13 protein-coding genes and 1 pseudogene are annotated in these 16,127 nt (G+C 65.3%); 11 read left to right on the forward strand and 3 right to left on the reverse strand.

Annotated elements, in window-relative coordinates:
- Positions 1–27 precede the first annotated feature (27 nt).
- On the reverse strand, positions 28–1,047 hold the full coding sequence (locus LG367_RS03110) for a sugar kinase (protein ID WP_226467745.1): 1,020 nt from the start codon (positions 1,045–1,047) through the stop codon (positions 28–30).
- Positions 1,048–1,230: 183 nt separating this feature from the next.
- Between LG367_RS03110 and LG367_RS03115 the strand changes: the two genes are divergently transcribed.
- Both LG367_RS03115 and LG367_RS03120 read left to right on the forward strand, forming a co-directional pair.
- Entirely contained in the window at positions 1,231–4,101 is a 2,871-nt protein-coding gene (locus tag LG367_RS03115) for a TonB-dependent receptor (protein ID WP_226467746.1), read from the forward strand.
- A gap of 102 nt (positions 4,102–4,203) precedes the next feature.
- On the forward strand, positions 4,204–4,974 hold the full coding sequence (locus LG367_RS03120; RefSeq protein ID WP_226467747.1) for a rhamnogalacturonan acetylesterase: 771 nt from the start codon (positions 4,204–4,206) through the stop codon (positions 4,972–4,974).
- Positions 4,975–4,995: 21 nt separating this feature from the next.
- On the opposite strand, the gene LG367_RS03125 is transcribed toward LG367_RS03120, so the two are convergent.
- Both LG367_RS03125 and LG367_RS03130 read right to left on the reverse strand, forming a co-directional pair.
- The gene (locus LG367_RS03125; protein WP_226467748.1) at positions 4,996–6,585 is read right to left on the reverse strand and encodes a carboxylesterase/lipase family protein; all 1,590 of its coding nucleotides are present in this window, start codon (positions 6,583–6,585) and stop codon (positions 4,996–4,998) included.
- A 16-nt stretch (positions 6,586–6,601) separates the two neighbouring features.
- Positions 6,602–7,972, reverse strand: a complete 1,371-nt coding sequence (locus tag LG367_RS03130) for a pectate lyase family protein (protein ID WP_226467749.1) — start codon at positions 7,970–7,972, stop codon at positions 6,602–6,604.
- A gap of 119 nt (positions 7,973–8,091) precedes the next feature.
- Here LG367_RS03130 and LG367_RS03135 point away from each other — a divergent pair, with 119 nt between their 5' ends.
- The 9 genes and pseudogenes from LG367_RS03135 (at position 8,092) to LG367_RS03175 (ending at position 16,108) form a co-directional block, all read left to right on the forward strand.
- Positions 8,092–8,925, forward strand: a complete 834-nt coding sequence (locus tag LG367_RS03135; RefSeq protein WP_226467750.1) for a 2-keto-4-pentenoate hydratase — start codon at positions 8,092–8,094, stop codon at positions 8,923–8,925.
- Entirely contained in the window at positions 8,922–9,911 is a 990-nt protein-coding gene (locus LG367_RS03140; RefSeq protein WP_226467751.1) for a TRAP transporter substrate-binding protein, read from the forward strand. Before LG367_RS03135 ends, LG367_RS03140 begins: the two co-directional genes overlap by 4 nt.
- 38 nt (positions 9,912–9,949) lie before the next feature.
- Positions 9,950–10,471, forward strand: coding sequence for a TRAP transporter small permease (locus LG367_RS03145; RefSeq protein WP_226467752.1), 522 nt, complete (start codon positions 9,950–9,952; stop codon positions 10,469–10,471).
- 2 nt (positions 10,472–10,473) lie between these two features.
- Positions 10,474–11,754, forward strand: a complete 1,281-nt coding sequence (locus LG367_RS03150; protein ID WP_226467753.1) for a TRAP transporter large permease — start codon at positions 10,474–10,476, stop codon at positions 11,752–11,754.
- Between the two features lie 115 nt (positions 11,755–11,869).
- Positions 11,870–12,664: pseudogene (locus LG367_RS03155) on the forward strand (family 43 glycosylhydrolase); the annotation flags it as partial.
- A gap of 62 nt (positions 12,665–12,726) precedes the next feature.
- On the forward strand, positions 12,727–13,812 hold the full coding sequence (locus tag LG367_RS03160; RefSeq protein ID WP_226467754.1) for a LacI family DNA-binding transcriptional regulator: 1,086 nt from the start codon (positions 12,727–12,729) through the stop codon (positions 13,810–13,812).
- A gap of 135 nt (positions 13,813–13,947) precedes the next feature.
- Positions 13,948–14,796, forward strand: a complete 849-nt coding sequence (gene kduI / locus LG367_RS03165; protein ID WP_226467755.1) for a 5-dehydro-4-deoxy-D-glucuronate isomerase — start codon at positions 13,948–13,950, stop codon at positions 14,794–14,796.
- A 25-nt stretch (positions 14,797–14,821) separates the two neighbouring features.
- Positions 14,822–15,580, forward strand: coding sequence for a 2-dehydro-3-deoxy-D-gluconate 5-dehydrogenase KduD (kduD, locus tag LG367_RS03170; RefSeq protein WP_226467756.1), 759 nt, complete (start codon positions 14,822–14,824; stop codon positions 15,578–15,580).
- Positions 15,581–15,610: 30 nt separating this feature from the next.
- Positions 15,611–16,108, forward strand: a complete 498-nt coding sequence (locus LG367_RS03175) for a cupin domain-containing protein (RefSeq protein ID WP_226467757.1) — start codon at positions 15,611–15,613, stop codon at positions 16,106–16,108.
- Positions 16,109–16,127 lie beyond the last annotated feature (19 nt).

Genomic DNA, 16,127 nt, shown 5'->3' on the forward strand with positions numbered 1-16,127 from the left:
GGTGCGGGACGCTTCCGCCGGCGCGAATCAGCGCCGCACGTCGAACCCGCGTTCCGCCACTACCGCCGCGATCTCGGCTTTATCGGACAGACTGAAATCGCCGGGCTGCGAATGCTTGAGGCAGGCCGATGCCAGTCCGAAATGCAACGCGGCCTGATCGGACATGTCCGTGTACAGGCCATGCAGCACGCCGGCCGCGAACGCGTCGCCGGCACCGATGCGGTCGACGATGGCCGACAGCGAGTACGCCGGCGCGGTGAGCAGAGCGCCGTCGCGGGTGGCCATCAACGCGGTCAGCGAATGGTGATCGACGCTGTGCTGGGTGCGCAGCGTCGTGGCGAGTCTTCGCAGGTGCGGGAAGGCATCGAAGGCGGCACGCGCGGCGTCGACGAAGACTTCGGTTGCTGCTTTTCCGTTCGGCGTCAGTTCGAGCGCGATCGCGATATCGCGATGATCGGCGAGCGCGATGTCGGCTTCGGCGATGATCGCGCGCAGCACCGCGGGCGCCTGCTCGCGCCGTTCCGCCCACAGTTTCTGGCGGAAATTGCCGTCGAAGGAAACGTGCAGGCCCAGTTTCCGCGCCGCGCGCGCGGCGGACAGGGTCGCGTCGGCGCAGGCGCTGCCGAGCGCGGGCGTCACGCCGGAGACGTGCAGGGCATCGACGCTGGTCAGCAAGCTCGGCCAGTCGTAACTTTCCGCCGGAGCGAGCGCGAAGGCGGAGTGGGCGCGGTCGTACAGCACCTCGCTCGGCCGTTGCAGCGCGCCCGTCGCGAGGAAGTACAGTCCTTGCCGGCCCGCTCCCGTGCGCACCCGTGACGTGTCCACGCCATGACGGCGCAGTTCCCCCACGACCGCCGCGCCGAGCGGGTTGTCGGAGACGACGCTGACGACCGCCGCGGCATGGCCGAGCCTGGCCAGCGCGACGGCGACATTGGCTTCGGCGCCGCCGACGTGGACCTCCAGGTGCGGCGTCTGCAGCAGCCGTTCGCGGCCGGGAGCGCCCAGGCGCAACAGCAATTCGCCAAAACATAGGATGCTTTTCGGCATGTCCGCCCTCTCTCGTCCCCGACTGGTCCCGCTTGCCATCCCGCACCGCAGCATGCCTAGATCGAAACCTTCTGATAGGTTTTGACCAGCGGTGTCATTTTTGCCGTACCCGGACACCATAGCAAGCAAGACTGGCCAGTCAAGACCGCCGCGAGAGCGGGCTGATTTCTTGGGAGGGGATCAATGCAGACGGTTTTCGAGAGAAAAAAGACACCGGTTACCATGCTTACGCTGGCCATCGGGCTGGCGCTGCAGATGCAGCCGGTAGCGGCGCTCGCGCAACAGGCGGCCGAGTCCGCCGCGGGGGCCACGACACAGGACGGGGGCGATGCGGCGACTCAGGCGGCACCGGCCGCGCAGCAGCCGGCCGCCTCCGGGCAGGAAGACATCCAGGACATGCAGACCGTGGTGGCGACGGCCACCTACCGCGCCAGCCTGGAAAAAGCGCTGGACATCAAGCGCGGCGAGAAGGGTATGGTCGATGCCATCGTGGCTGAGGACATCGGCAAGTTTCCTGATCTGAATCTGGCCGAATCGTTGCAGCGCGTGCCCGGTGTGACCATTGCGCGTGATGCGGGCGAGGGTCGCAACATCTCGGTGCGTGGCCTCGGCGCGGATTTCACCCGCGTGCGCCTCAACGGCCTTGAAGCCTTGACCACCACGGGCGGCACCGACAGTTCGGGTGGCGCGAATCGCGGTCGTGGATTCGACTTCAACGCCTTCGCGTCGGAGCTGTTCAGTCAATTGATCGTGCGCAAGACGCCTTCTGCGGAAATCGAGGAAGGTTCGTTGGGCGCGACCGTCGATCTGCGCACCGCCCGTCCATTCGACTACGGTGGATTCACCTTCAGCGCCAGCGCGCTGGCGGGTTACAACGACCTGTCGGACAACGGCAGTTCGCGGATGTCGGCATTGATCAGCAATACGTGGGCGGACGGTCGATTCGGAGCGCTGCTGTCGGTGGCATACACCGACCGCAAACTGATCGAGGAAGGATCGAGCACCGTCCGCTGGGATCCGTCGACGGCCAACGGCGGCTTCGATCCCGCCTCACCGTACACGCCCGCGCTCGCGAACGACGTTTTCCATCCGCGCATTCCGCGCTACGGTGTGATGCGGCACGACCAGCAGCGCTTGGGCGTGACTTCGTCGCTGCAGTTCAAGCCGGGCGACAACACCTTGTTCACGCTGGACATGATGTACGCCAAGTTCGATGCGACCCGGACGGAGGACTACATCGAGGCGGTGTCGTTCAGCCGTTCCGGCTCCGGCAAACCCGCGACGATCGTGCGCGACGGTGAAGTGGATGGCCACGGCAACCTGGTCTACGGCGTGTTCGACAACGTCGACATCCGCTCGGAGTCGCGTTATGACGAGCTGTCCACCGAATTCCAGCAGATCAATCTGCTGGGCGAACACAGGTTCAGCGACGACTTCAAGATCAGCGGCCTGGTCGGACATTCCGAATCGGAGCACGACAATCCGATCCAGACCACCGTGATCATGGACAAGCTCAACGCACAGGGCTACACCTACGACTATCGTGGCGACAGCCGGTTGCCTTCGTTCAATTACGGCAGCGTCGACGTCAACGATCCCAACGGATGGGCGCTGGCCGAGATTCGCCTGCGGCCGCAGTGGATCAAGAATACGTTCGATACGGGGCAATTGGACTTCGCCTGGACTGTGTCTCCCTATTTCACGCTGAAGGGCGGCGTGCAGGCGAAGGAATATCAGTTCAGCAGCCGCGAGTGGCGGCGTGCCAGCGAGACGGCAGTCCCCACCTTGACCCAGGAACAGCGCGACGAGCTGAACAAGCAGGTCGAACTGGCGGGCATCAATGTCAGCGGCAATCCGTCACGCTGGGTGGTGCCGGATATCGATGCCTACAACCGCCTGCTCAACCTCTACAGCAACAGTGGTCTGTTCGCTGTGTCCGATCGGATTTCCGGTGTGGCCGGAAACAACCGCAAGGTCACCGAGAAGAACCGTGGTTTTTATCTGCAAGGCGACTTCTCGCTAGACCTTGGCTCCATCCCGCTGTCGGGCAACATCGGCGTGCGTCACGTCAAGACCGAACAGATTTCCGACGGTGTCGGCGTCGTGGGCAGTGCGTTGGTGCCTGTGTCGGTCCGGCGCGACTACAGCGATACGCTGCCTTCGCTGAACCTGGTGGCCGAAATCACCCCCGATTTCCTGATCCGTTTCGCCGCGGCGAAGGTAATGGCGCGCCCGGGTCTGGGCAACATCGGTTCCGGCGTTACCGTCAACGTCAGTGGCGGCAATCGCACCATCACCGCCGGCAATCCGTTCCTGGATCCGTTCCGTGCCACCACCTACGATCTGGGTTTCGAGTGGTACTTCGACGAGGGCGCCCTGCTCGGGGTCGGCCTTTTCTACAAAGACATCGATAGCTTCGTACAGACCACTCGCGAGAATCGTGTATTCAATACCATTCCGGGCCTCGACCCCGCGTTGCTCGAGGGCACCACGGCGTTGCCGACCGACGAGTTCCAGTACAACTACCCGGTCAACACCGAAGGCGGGCCGTTGCAGGGCGTGGAGTTGAACTACCAGCAGCCTTTCAGGTTCCTGCCGGGTCTGTGGTCCAATCTGGGTGTGCAGTTCAGCTACACCTATGTCGATTCGAAAATCCAGTACACCACATCCACCGGTGTGCCCACGATCAAGACGGACCTGCTCGGACTGTCCAAGCATTCCTATGCCGCCACGCTTTACTACGAAGGCGAGAAGCTCTCTGCGCGCGTATCCACCACCGTGCGCGACGACTACCTGACCACCGCGCCGGGCCGCAACAACACCAACGCACTGCCGGTCGGACCAGGGAACAACGATGTGGAAGGCACGAAGGGCACGACGACGGTCGATGCCTCCTTGTCCTGGAAATTGACCGACCAGTGGCAACTCAGCCTGGAAGGAACCAATCTCACCGATGAGTGGAATGATCAGTGGATCGACTCGGCCGCCGATCGTCCGGTCGTCTACACGCACACCGGACGCCAGTACATGCTGGGCGTGCGCTATAAGTTCTGAGTTGCGGCAGTTCGTGCTGGAGATCGGATTGCCTTGCGGGCGCGGGAAAATTCGCGCCCGCAAAGGCGTTGCCAGTGCGTGTGAGTTCAGAGGTGCTCTCGTATGAGAAAACTGATCGCGATCGCTTGCCTGGCGTTGTCGCCTTTGCTGGCAGTCGCCAGCGATGCGGTTTCATCCGCGATTGTCGTCGCGAAACAGCCGGTCACGCTGTTCCTGGCCGGGGATTCGACGGCCGCCGAGAAGCTCAAGACCAAACGTCCGGAAACCGGCTGGGGTGAATTCATCGGCGTGCAATTCCTGCCCGGCGAGGTGGTCGTCGACAATCGCGCCCGTAACGGCCGCAGCACGCGCACCTTCATCGAGGAGGGGCGTTGGCAGGCGTTGATCGATTACATCCGCCCTGGTGATTACGTGTTCATCCAGTTCGGGCACAACGACGCCTCGGTGCAGAAGAAGGATCGCTACACGCCGCCCGCCGACTATCGACGCAACCTCGAACGCTTCGTTGACGATGTGCGCACGCGCAAGGCGACGCCGGTCCTGCTCACGCCGGTGGCGCGACGCAAGTTCGAAGGCGGGAGGTTGCAGCCGAGTCATGGCGAATATCCGCGGATCGTGCGTGAGGTCGCGAAGGAGCGGCAGGTCGCGATGATCGATCTGCTGGCCAGCAGCGAAACGATCCTGCGCGAGGCGGGCGACGAAGATTCCAAGTCGCTGTATCTATGGGTGAAACCCGGCGAGAATCCTAATTACCCACAAGGCGTCGAGGACGACACCCATTTCTCGCCGGAAGGCGCAAGACGCATGGCCGAGGCGGTAGCGGCTGGGCTCCGTGCTTCGGATCTGCCGCTGAAGCAATCGTTGCAACCGTGATGAATCCGAGAGCGGGAAGCGCTAGAAAGTGCCGCGTTGAATGAACGGAACGCGTTGGTAGAGCTTGCGCTCGCCACCGCGCGGATCGTTTTCGAGTCGAGGCCGCACGTCGAACAGCATCGTCTCGCGGCGCTCAAGCGAGTATTGCTTCCACGCCGGCAAGCCGAGGTGGCTTGGGCTACCGGTGCGCGCGAGCGCGATCAGGCTTTCGCTCATCGAATCCGCGAGCCGCTGCGCGTCGGCGCCGTCGCCCGTGCGAGAGCCCGGTTGGTGGATGTTGTCGAACACCAGTGGAATATCGAGCATGTGCATGGCGCCGAACTTGCCGCCCTCGAGCGGTGAGCCCCAGTCGAGTTGGTAGACCCATGTCGGCGCGTTCTGTCTCGCACGCGCTTCGGCTTCCTCGATCGCGCCGCGCCAGGAGCGGCCGGCCGTGGTCGCGGCGAAGAACACGTCGGAAGGCGTGTAGCCGGGATACAGGCGCCGGTATTCGGCGATCACCACGTCCGGATCGATATCCGCGTACTGCTGCGTGCGCAGGCGCTCCGGCAGTTGTTCCCAGGTCAGTGCGAAATTGGTCGGATCGTTGCCGAGGAACGCACGAGTCTCGTCGCGGGTGTTGCCGATCACCAGCGGGATGTGGGCCGATTGCGGTGGCGCATCGGGCCAGAACGGATGCCGGGGCAGCGAACGTTCATCCAGTACGGGACCGAAGTACAGCGAGGTGTCCTCGATGCGCGATAAGTCGCGGACCTGTGTCGCTTCGAGCAGGCGTTCGACGGGCAGGGTGCGGATCTGGGCCAAATCCTTGGGCGCCAGCCTCAATGCATCCAGAAAAAGCTGCGCGCGCTGCGTGGCGGCGCGCGGGCCGGCGGCGGTGACCTGCTGCCCGCTCATCGTCATCGCGCGATGGAACAGGCCGCGCGCGGCCGGCATCGCCATCAGCGTGGCGATCTTGGCGCCGCCGCCGGATTGACCGAACACGGTGACGTTGCCGGCATCGCCGCCGAACTCGCGCGCATGCTGACGCACCCACTGCAACGCCTGCACGAGATCGAGCTGGCCGATGTTGCCCGACCAGGCGAAATCCGGTTCACCGAACTGCGCCAGATACAAGTAACCGAAAGCGTTGAGGCGATGATTGATGGTGACCACCACTACATCACCGCGGTGGCACAGATTGACACCGTCGTAGAGCGGGCTGCTGCCCGATCCATTGTTGTAGCCGCCACCGTGGATGTAGAACAGAATCGGTCGCTTGCCGTCGTCTCGCAGGCCCGGCGTGCGGACGTTGAGGAACAGGCAATCCTCGCTGATCGATTCCTCCGCCTTGAGCTGCGGCGAGGCGGCACCATGCCGCGTGGCATCACGGATGCCGTCCCATGGCGTTTCCCGCAGCGCCGGCATGAAACGCCGCGAGGCGGTGTCGGTGCCATAGGGAATGCCTTTGAACACGTGCACACCGCGATCGAGATAGCCGCGCACGCGGCCGCTTCTCGTGGTCGCGAGGGATTCGGTGATGGCTGCCTGCGTCGTCGAAGCCGGCAGCAATAAACCGGCGCCGAGCAGTGCGGAGGATTTCAGGAAGCGGCGTCGGTTCTCGCTGTCCATCTCGCGCGCACTCCGGTCAGCGCAGCGGGTCGCGTCGCGGCAGCGGTTTCAGCGGCTCCATCGTGTCGAGGTTCCAGTCCGCCGGGACGAACGCTTGCCTCGTTTCCTTCTGCTTCGGATAACCACCGACTTCTTCCTCACTGTCGATGATCTTGCCGCGTCCTTCGATCACGTCGGCGAGGATGCGGCGGTCCACGTCATCGCGATCCCACGGGCGCGCGCCCGCGTTGGCGACCACGGCGTCCTGCACCTGTGCCGAAGGCAGCAGCTGCACGCCGAAGGGCAGCGGCGGCGCTTTCCCGAGTGCATTCACCTTGACCGGCGTGGTGGTGTAGCTGCCTTGTTGCGGCACGGCCTGGCCGATGCGATCGATCGCGAGGTTGTCCTCGGCATACAAATCGATGTCCCCGGAACCCCCGATCATGAAGAACGCCAATGTCTCCGTGGACGGGCCGGCGCGCATCACGTTGCCGCGCAGGATCATCTCGCCGGGTTCGTAGGCGTGACCGATCCATTCCTCTGCGATCAGGTTGTAATGCACCGCGCGCTGGCCGGGATCGTAGATCAGGTTGTTGATCACCTGTCCGCGCACGCCGCCCTTGAACAGGGGATTGCGCTCGTAGTTGTGCGCGTAGAGATTGCCGACGATGAGGATGCCGTGCACATGGTCGTGCACCAGCGTGCCCTTGGAATGCTCGCCCTTGCCGTGCGTGGAGTGGGCCAGGCCTTCGGCGATGAGGTTGTTGCTGAAGGTGATGCGGTGCGAGGTGGCTTCGGCGAAGTTCTTGCTGTCGTTCGCGCCGGCCGCGAAGCGCGGGCCGGAGGCGGAGAGGTTTTCGTCGGTGGCCCAGGTCAGTGAACAGTGGTCGATGATCACATCGCGCGCGGCGACGGTGGAGATGGCATCGAAATCCACGCCCGCCAGCTTGCCGAGGCCGGTGCTGCCGGGCCGCACGCGCAGATGCCGGATGACGACGTCGTGCGTGGCGATATCGATGCCGCCGCGGATCAAGGTGATGCCCGGTTGCGGCGCGGTCTGTCCGGCGATGGTGAGGTAGGGTTCGGTGATCTTCACCGTCTTGCGCTGCAGATCGATCACGCCGCCGACCTCGAACACGATCGTGCGTGGTCCGGGTGTCGACAATGCTTCCAACAGGGAGCCGGGACCTTCGGTGGCCAGCGTGGTCACGCGCAGCAACTTGCCGCCACGTCCGCCGGGTGTACGCGCGGCCCAGCCTTGCGCGCTCGGGAAAGCGAGAGCGCCTTCGGCGGTGGCGGCGGCCTTCTTGGCCGCGATCGCGGCGGGCATGGGCAGGTAGAGCGCCAACCCGATCAGCCAGCCCGCGCCAAGCCCCGGCCAGGCACGGCCTGTCCACTTCCCAAGCATGTCCATCCTCCCTCCAGAGTTCGACCCGCCATCGTTACGGTGCGCCGCAGATTGTCAATGACACCGGTTTCCTATACAACTGCCCCATGCGGATTTTGCGAACGGGAGACGGGGTGGGGATGGATCGGATCGTCTTGGCAGGGGATGACGGCGAAAGCCGGGAGATCGCCCGGCGCCTGGTGCGCGCGCGGCTCAGGGCCGAGTCCCTGCCGATCTATCCGGGCGCCCGTCCGCAGACGATGGACGCGGGTTACGCCAGCCAGGACGCGGCGATCGAGCTGTGGCCGTCGACGGTGGCGGGCTGGAAGGTGGGTCGCATCCCGGACGAATGGCTGGCGCGGATGGGCGAGGAGCGCCTGGTCGGGCCGATCTTCGCCGACGCGATCCAGACTTTCGACGCTGGCACCCCGGCACGCTTTGAAGTGATCGAGGGCGGATTCGCCGCGGTCGAAGCCGAGTTCGTGTTCCGCCTGGGCGCCGACGCGCCCGCGCACAAGACCACGTGGAGCGAGGACGAGGCCGCCGAACTGGTCGACGCGCTGATGATCGGCATCGAGCTGGCGGGCAGTCCGATGGCCATGATCAACGTGTGGGGACCGGCGGTGGTGGTCTCGGACTTCGGCAACAATGCCGGCCTGGTGCTGGGCCCGACCATTCCGGGTTGGCGCGATCAGACCGAGGATGCGCTGTTGTGCGAGACCTTCATCGATGACCGCTCGGTTGGCACCGGCCGCGCCAGTTCGATCAGCGGCGGCACGCTGGCGGCACTGCGTTTCGCCCTGGCGCGTTGCGCTCGGCGCGGTTTGCCGTTGAAGGCGGGGCAACTGGTGTCCACAGGCGCCGCGACCGGCATCCACGACATCCGCGCCGGACAGCGCGCGCGCGTCGAATTCCCCGGCATCGGCACGATCCATTGCGAAGCGGTGCCGGCGCGGGCGAGGAGCGCGGCGTGATCGCGCGTCGCCGCTTCATCGCGATGGGCCTCGGCTCGCTGGCGGGCGCCATCGTGCCGTCTGCGTTCTCCGCGCCCGGCAAAACCCTGCTGCGCGCGGCCGACGTGCACGTCGACGGCTATCCGACCGTGGAGGCGGTGCGCTGGATCGGCCGTTATCTGCGCGAGCGCACCGACGGCCGTCTCGACACGCTGGTGTATCACTCAGGTCAGCTCGGCCGCGAATCGGTCACGGTCGATCTGGCGCGCTTCAATGCACTGGCGATGACGCGTGTCTATCTGGCGACGATGAACGATTCGGTGCCGGCGACGCGCATCCTCTCGCTGCCGTTCCTGATCGACTCCACGCCGCATCTGCGGCGCGCGCTCGACGGGCGCCTCGGCGCGTCGCTATTGGCTGGCTTCGAGCGGCGCGATCTGGTCGGTCTGGCGTTCTACGATTCCGGGTCGCGCAGCCTGTACAACACGAAGCGTCCGATCCACGAGCCCGCCGATCTGCGCGGACTGAAGCTGCGCGTGCCGGTGTCGGAGATCTTCGTGCGCCTGATCCACGCGCTCGGCGCCAACGCGACACCGTTGCCGTTCGGCGAAATCTTCTCGGCGCTGCAGACGCATCTGATCGACGGCGCCGAAAACAACATCAAGAGTTTCCAGTCCAGCCGCCATTTCGAGGTGGCCCACTACTGGTCGGAATCGCGGCATGCCTACACGCCGGACGTGCTGCTGATGTCGCGCGCGGCGCTGCAGGCGCTCACGCCGTTCGATCGCGAGTTGCTGCGCGAAGCCGCGGCGGCGTCGGTGCCGTACATGCGCGCTTTGTGGGATCAGGCCGAGAAGACCGCGCGCGATGCGGTGCTGGCTTCCTCGGTAAAGGCCAACGAAGTCGATCGCGAGGCGATGCGTCGCGCCACCGAGGCCGTCGCGCACGAGTACCTGCGCGATCCGGTGCTGGCGAAACTCTACGAAGACATCCGCGCTACTGCCTGAGCTCGGTGAATCAACACGAACATCGCCTGGAGGGGTCGGTGAACGAGACAGAACATCCGCCGCAAGATGCTGTTACACCAGAAGCCTCGCCCGGCTGGCTCGATCATCTGGCGCGGCTGGCGACATGGATCGCCGGCGGTGCGCTGCTGGCGATGGCCGCCGTGCAGGCCTGGCAGGTGTTCGCGCGTTATGTCCTGAACGCTTCACCGGACTGGACCGAACCGGTGGCGCTGCTGCTGCTCAACACCGCGATGATGTTCGGCGCGGCGGTGGGTGTGCGCGCGGAATCGCATTTTGGATTCTTCATCGCGCGACAAGCGGCACCGCCGCGCATTGGCCGTGTGATGCATGCGCTCAGCCGCGTGATCGTCGCCGCTACCGGCGCGCTGCTGGCCTGGTGGGGCGCGCGTCTGACCGCCGACAGCTGGGAGGTGCCGATGGCCGGCGCGCGGATTCCGGAAGGCACGTTCTATCTGCCGTTGTGCATCGGCGGCGTCTTGATCGCGGTGTTCGCATCGCATCGCCTGTTCGCGGGCGACGCACCTGCGCAAGGACATTGACGATGGCGATCACGATCCTGTTCGTTGTGTTCCTCGGCCTGCTGGTACTGGGCGTGCCGGTGGCGTTCTCGTTGTTCGCCGCGTCGCTGGCGACCTTGCTGTATCTCGATCTTCCCGCGATCGCGGTGGCGCAGCTCACCGCGACTGGTGCTGCTTCCGCGTCGCTGCTGGCGATTCCGCTTTTCATCTTCGCCGGCGAGATCATGTTGCGTGGCGGCATTTCCGAACGATTGATCGGGCTCGCCTCATCGCTGGTCGGCCACATGCGCGGCGGTCTGGGGCAGGTGAGCGTGTTGTCGTCGCTGTTCTTCGGCGGCGTATCGGGCTCCGCGATCGCCGATGTCTCGGCAGTGGGCGGAGCAATGATTCCGCAGATGGTCAAGCGCGGGTTCGATCGCGATTTCGCCGTCAACGTCACCATGACCGCCGCACTGGTGGCATTGCTGGTGCCGCCTTCGCACAACTTGATCCTGTATTCGGCCTCGGCCGGAGGCAGCATCTCGATCGCTGATCTGTTCGCCGCGGGTGTCATTCCGGCGTTGCTGATGACGGTGGTGCTGATGTTCACCACATGGCTGATCGCGCGCCGTCGCGGTTACGCCGTGGAGGTGTTTCCGGGATTCGCGGCGGTGGCGCGGCGTTTCGTCTCCGCGCTGCCGGGATTGCTGCTGGTGGCGATCATCTTCGTCGGTATCCGCGCCGGCATCTTCACCGCGGTGGAAAGCGCGGCGATCGCCGTGGTCTATGCGCTGTTGATCACGGGGCTGGTGTACCGCAGCCTGTCGTGGCGCGACTTCGTCGCCACCTGCGGCCATGCCGGGCGCACCACCGGCATGATCCTGCTGGTGATCGCATCCGCCGCCGCGTTCGGCTGGCTGCTGGCCTATCTGCAGGTGCCCGCCGCATCGGTCGAGCTGCTGACCGGCATCACCACCGACAAGAACCTGATGCTGTTGCTGATGATCCTGATCCTGCTGGTGCTCGGCACCTTCATGGATCTGGCGCCGATGATCATCATCTGCACGCCGATCTTCCTGCCGCTCGCGAAGGCGATCGGCATCGATCCGATCCATTTCGGCGTGATCCTGATCCTCAAGGGCGGGTTGAGCCTGATCAGTCCGCCGCTGGGCTCGGTGCTGTTCGTTGGCACCGCGATCGGCAAGATCAGCATCGGCGAATGCTTGCGCACGATTTGGCCGTTCTGGCTGGCATCGCTGGCGGTGTTGCTGGTGGTGGCGTTCGTGCCGCAGCTGTCGTTGTGGTTGCCGGCGTTGCTGAAGTGAGCGGTCGCAACGGATTGGCGAGAGGGTAGGGATGGGTTCGGGGAAACGAACGTTTCCGATGTGGTTCGCGCGCGTGTCGATGGCGATGTTCGTCTTCGCCACTGCACAGGCCATCGCCGCGACACCGCAGAGGAATCGCGGCATCGAGCATCAGCGCCAGGCGGACCTGGGTGACGACATCGAGGGCCGTTGGTGGATGCTCTATCACGGCTATGAACACGGCTTCTGGACGCTGGGCCGGCAGGCCTTGCTCGAACCGATCGAATGGACCGACGACGGCTGGTTCGTCGCCAAGGGCGGCACCCTCGGGCAGCCATTGAAGAAACCCGCGGGCGAGTCGGTCGGCCGGCATGGGCTGGCGTTGTCGGACGATTTCCGTGGCGGTCGGCTCGGGCCGCAGTGGGCCTTTTTCGATCCCGGGCCGGACGAGATGAAGCGGCTGTCCTTCGGCGGCGGCGTGATGACGGTGCAAGGCAAGGGCGCGTCGCCGCGCGATGCCTCGCCGCTCACGGTGATCGCCACCGACCAGGCCTACCAGATCGAGGTGGCGCTGGAGATCGAACCCGGCGCGATCGGCGGCATCCTGTTGTTCTACAACGACCGGCTCTATGCCGGGCTCGGCAGCAAGGGCGATGCCTTCGTCCTGCACCGCTATGGCGAGGAGCGGCCGGCACGGCCGCCGGCAGGCAAGGGCGGCCGGCTCTGGCTGCGCCTGACCAACGACCGCCACATCGTCACCCTCCACCACGGCCAGGACGGCGAGACCTGGCGGAAGTACGGCGTCCAGATGGAAGTCTCCGGCTACCACCACAACGTCGCGGGTGGCTTCCTGGCATTGAAGCCGGCGATCTATGCCGCTGGCGGCTGGCGCGTGCACTTTCGTGATTTCCGCTATCGTGCGCTGGATTGAAGCGCGGCACCGGAACGAGCCGCCGGGCTAAAATCGGCTGTACGGAGGAACATCCCGCCACCATGCCACCGCGCAAGACATCAAAGGAATCCGCGCCGGCACCGGCCATCGCCGCGACGCCCGCCGCGATCGGCAACAAGGTGGCGACGATCAACGACATCGCGCGGCTGGCGGGCGTGTCCAAGAAAACGGTTTCGCGCATCATCAACCGCTCGCCGCTGGTGCGGCAGGACACGCGCGAGAAGGTCGAAACGCTGATGCGGGAAGTCGGCTACGTGCCCGATCCGATGGCGCGCGGCCTGGCGTTCCGCAAGTCGTTCCTGATCGGCATGGTCTACGACAACCCGACCGCGCAGTACATCGTCAACATGCAGTACGGCGCGCTGGATGCGATCCGCGATTCCGGCTTCGAACTGGTGGTGCATCCCTGCGACAGCCGCAGCCCCGGCTACATCGAGGGCGTGCGCCGCTTTGTGCAGCAGCAGAAGCTGTACGGCGTGATGCTGGTGCCGCGCGTGTCCGAGGACCAGGCGCTGGCGGACATGCTGGTGGGAATCGACTGCCGCTATTCGCGCATTGCAGCGGTGGCGCTGGACGAGGCTTCGCGCATGGTCGTCACGCACGACCGCCAGGGCGCCGCCGAAGCCGCCGACTATCTGCAATCGCTGGGCCACCGCGACATCGCCCTGATCACCGGCCCGCGCACCTACCGGTCGGCGCACGAGCGCACCTCGGGTTTCGTCGAGGCCTTGGCCAAGGGCGGTATCAGCTTGCCGGAGTCGCGCATCATCGAGGCCGGCTACACCTTCGAATCCGGTGTCGCCGCCGCCGAGAGCCTGCTCGCCGGCAATCGCCGCCCCACCGCGATCTTCTGCGGCAACGACGAGATGGCGGCCGGCGTGTACAAGGTCGCGCTACGCGCCGGCATCAGCATCCCGCAGCAATTGTCGGTGATCGGGTTCGACGATAGCCCGCTGGCCTCGCGGCTGTGGCCGGCCTTGAGTTCGGTGCGCCTGCCGATCCGCGACATGGGCCGCATCGCCGCCTCGATGCTGCTGCAGCCCGATGCCGTCTCGGCCTCGCTGCTGGCGGCCAACAGCGTGCATCCGCACCTGGTCATCCGCGACTCCTGTCAGCCACCGCCCTGAAGGGCACCCGGCCGCATCGAGCGGGCTGTTTGCAATGCGAAATGACACCGGTTACCAGTCGGGCTAGAATCGACCCGACCCTTCTCCCCGGCGATGGATGCCTACCATCGACCCCGCGCGACCGGAGCCCCGTGCATGTACCGCAAGACCTATCACGCCACCCATCCCGACTCGCTGGCCGGCGCCACCAACGAACAGCTGCGCGATCGCTACCTGGTGCGCGAACTGTTCGCCGCCGACGAGATCCGCCTCAACTACACCCACTACGAACGCATCGTGGTCGGCGGCGCGGCGCCGGTGAAGGCCGCGCTGTCGCTGCCCGCGCAGACCGAGCCGGCATCGGCGGCGGGCAAACCGTTCCTGGAGCGGCGCGAGCTGGCCGTGGTCAACGTCGGCGATGGCGACGGGCGCGTCACCGTCGATGGCACCGCCTACGTGCTCAAGCCACGCGACGGTTTGTATGTCGCGATGGGCAGCGCCGATGTGCGCTTCGAATCGATCGACGCGGCGGCGCCGGCCAAGTACTACCTGTTCTCCACGCCCGCGCACGCGCGTCACGAGACCAAGCATCTTTCGATCGACCAGGCGGTACCGCTGGAACGCGGCGCGCTGGAAACATCCAACGAACGCACCATCTATCAGTACGTCGTTCCGGCCACCTGCAAATCCTGCCAACTGCTGCTCGGCGTGACATTGCTCAAGCCCGGAAGCGTCTGGAATACGATGCCGCCGCATCTGCACGATCGCCGCTCCGAGGTCTACTTCTATTTCGGTCTCGACGAAAACCAGCGCGTGATGCATTTCATGGGCGATCCGGCCGACATGCGTCATCTGGTCATCGGCAACGAGGAGGCCGTGCTGTCGCCGCCGTGGTCGATCCACATGGGCTCGGGCACCAGCAGCTACGGCTTCATCTGGGCGATGGGTGGCGAGAATCTCGACTACACCGACATGCATCAGCTCGACATCTGCCAGCTGCAATGACACCGGCCCCGTCAGGAGCAAACGCATGACGCACCCGTTCGATCTCGGCGGCAAGGCGGCGCTGGTGACCGGCGCCAACACTGGTCTGGGCCAGGCCATCGCGCTCGCGCTCGCCCAGGCCGGCGCCGACATCGGCGCGGTCGGGCGCAGCGCGCCGGCCGAGACCGAAGCACAAGTGCTCGCGCTCGGACGCCGCTTCGCCTGGATCGAAGCGGATCTTGGCGATGGCGCGAACAGCGCCGACATCGTGGCGAAAGCACGCGATGCGTTTGGCGGCATCGACATCCTGGTCAACAACGCCGGCACCATTCGCCGCAGCGACGCGCTCGATTTCAGCGAGCAAGACTGGGACGCGGTGATGAACGTCAACCTGAAGAGCGCCTTCTTCCTCTCGCAGGCGGTGGCGCGCACGTGGGTGGCGGACCGGCGCGGCGGCAAGATCGTCAACATCGTCTCGATGCTGTCGTTCCAGGGCGGCATCCGCGTGGCGTCGTACACCGCCAGCAAGTCGGGCCTGCTCGGTATCACGCGCCTGCTGGCCAACGAATGGGCCGCCAAGGGCATCAATGTCAATGCGATTGCGCCGGGCTATTTCGCGACCAACAACACCGAGGCGCTGCGCAACGATGAAGCGCGCAACAAGGCGATCCTCGAACGCATTCCGGATGGCCGCTGGGGAAACCCGGCCGATCTGGGCGGCGCCGCGGTCTTCCTGGCGAGCGCAGCGTCCGATTATGTGCATGGCGCGGTGCTGGCCGTCGACGGAGGCTGGCTGGCGCGCTGACGGCTCCGCGAAGTGATGATCCATGAGGGGATGACGCGCAAGGGCATGACGATGGACGAAACGACGCACATCGATCAGAAATGGCGGCTGCTCCTGCTGCTGCTCTCGTTGTTCGTGATGCTGCTCTTCGCCGCGGATGCGCTCGCGCAATCGACGGCCGAGCCGATGCGCAAAGATTCCTACGTACAGAACGAGCGCGATATCGCCATCGAGCAACCGGGGCCGCACGAAGGGCTCGGCAAGACCACGGCATACCCTTTCTTCGAGCAGGCCGAAGGCTTCGACCTGATCTTCCGCAAGCGCGCGCTGCATCCGGGCGCCACGATCGGCGCGCACACCAACGACAAGGACGAGATCTACTACATTCTCTCCGGCAAGGGCGAGCTGACGTTGCAAGGCAAGACACGCGAGGTTAGTCCCGGCGACGCCATCCTCACCCGCAAGGGCGACAGCCATGCGTTGAAGCAGTTGGGGAGCGAGGATCTGTTGATCTTCATCGTTTATCGCAAGCAAGCCGCCAAGCCGTGAAGCCGATCCTGCCGACGCG

The organism is Luteimonas panaciterrae, assembly GCF_020511115.1.
GTDB classification, from domain to species: domain Bacteria; phylum Pseudomonadota; class Gammaproteobacteria; order Xanthomonadales; family Xanthomonadaceae; genus Luteimonas; species Luteimonas panaciterrae.